Annotated in this window: 3 protein-coding genes; 1 reads left to right on the top strand and 2 read right to left on the bottom strand. The window is 72.1% G+C overall.

Translation table 11 applies throughout. The annotated features are described in order from the left end of the window. The coding region (locus ACIRJP_RS42680; protein WP_404186649.1) for a hypothetical protein at window positions 1-323 on the top strand (323 nt) is incomplete at its 5' end. A gap of 66 nt (window positions 324-389) precedes the next feature. Here the strand turns inward: ACIRJP_RS42680 and ACIRJP_RS42675 are convergent. Together ACIRJP_RS42675 and ACIRJP_RS42670 are read right to left on the bottom strand one after the other, a co-directional pair. Beyond that, window positions 390-749: a VOC family protein gene (locus ACIRJP_RS42675; RefSeq protein ID WP_404186647.1), complete on the bottom strand. Its 360-nt coding sequence runs from the start codon at window positions 747-749 to the stop codon at window positions 390-392. Window positions 750-806: 57 nt separating this feature from the next. Beyond that, a complete protein-coding gene (locus ACIRJP_RS42670) occupies window positions 807-1,016 on the bottom strand; it encodes a DUF6207 family protein (RefSeq protein WP_404186645.1) in 210 nt (69 codons plus the stop codon). Between the last annotated feature and the right edge of the window lie 308 nt (window positions 1,017-1,324).

Raw genomic sequence — 1,324 nt, 5'->3', positions numbered from 1 at the left:
ACGGACGCCTTCGGCCCCGACTGGTGCCACTCGGCCACCTCGACCTCAAGCCCGAGCACCTGCGCCGACGCCCGGACGGTGAGGTGGTGCTGCTCGACGTGGAGAGCGTGCGCCCGGACGTGACCGGGCTGATCGACCTGGTCACCCTGCCCGCCGTCCTGCGGCAGGCCGGACACGAGCTGAGCCCTGACCGGGTGCTGGGCCTGTACCTAGACGCCACCGCGGCCCGGGGCGCCAGCTGGACAGCCAGCTCGTTGAAGTCCGCCCTGCGCGCGTACGCGGCGGCCACCGGGCTGGAGAGCCTGCACGGCTTGGACCGGTGAACGCCGAACGCCCGATGCCCCGCCGGACCGAGGAATCCGGCGGGGCATCGGGCGTTCGTATGCCGTCTACGGGCCCTCGATGCCGACGATGGTGCCGAACGGGTCGCGCAGCTGGGCGATGCGCCGGCCCGGCTCGATGGTCAGCGGGCCGCGGTGGTGCTCGCAGCCGGCTGCCAGCAGCCGCTCCCGGACCCTGTCGACGTCGTCCACGCCCCAATACACGACTGGACTGCCGCCCCGGGGGTTGCGCTCGTCGTCGGCAGGGTGGAAGCCGACCTCGACCCCACCGATCTCGACCCAGGCGTAGACCGCCCCGGTATCGCTGACATCGAGCTTCACGGGGACGTCCAGGAGCTCACCCCACCACCGGGCCGACGCCTCAGGGTCTGCGGCGAACGTCATCACGGTACGTACGGTGTTGAACACGAGCCTGCCTCCAGAGTTCTGATTCCTGTGATGGCAGCTTGTCTGCCTGCCAGGGCGCTATTCGGTCGGGCCGGAGCGGCGCACGTCGGCATATACCCGTGCCCGGACGCCGGGCTCACCCGGCAGACGCCGCACCGACGTCATACCGGAGGTTGCCCACCGCTGCTGGAGCGCCTCCATCACCGCGCACAGGGTGCCTTCGTCCGCGGCGGTGATGTCCAGGACTACTAGCCCCGGCTCGGCGACGTGCTGCTCGTCGATCTGCATGCCCTCACCGACGACCCCATCCGGCCCGCGGTTCGCCGACCGGACGGGGAGCACCCGTACGAGGGAGCCCGGCCAGAGGCTTGACCGACACCGGTCGCACGACCCGCCCCCGGCGCGTAGACATGGAGGGCAGCCGCGCCTGCCGACAGGACCGGGCCGGCTGCCCTCCTGCCGAGAACCGGCCGAAAGCGCCAGGTCGAAGGGCAGCGGACCGCGCCGCTGGAAGTCCCCCGTGCCTCGGTCCGGCGCCTGACCACAGGCCCGACGCCCACGTGCACCGGCTGCTCTGCGCGGGCCGGGGAACAGGA

Source organism: Streptomyces sp. NPDC102437, from assembly GCF_044765565.1.
Lineage (GTDB): Bacteria > Actinomycetota > Actinomycetes > Streptomycetales > Streptomycetaceae > Streptomyces.
Note: the sequence above shows the minus strand (reverse complement) of the source record. Positions and strands in the feature narration are given on the sequence as shown.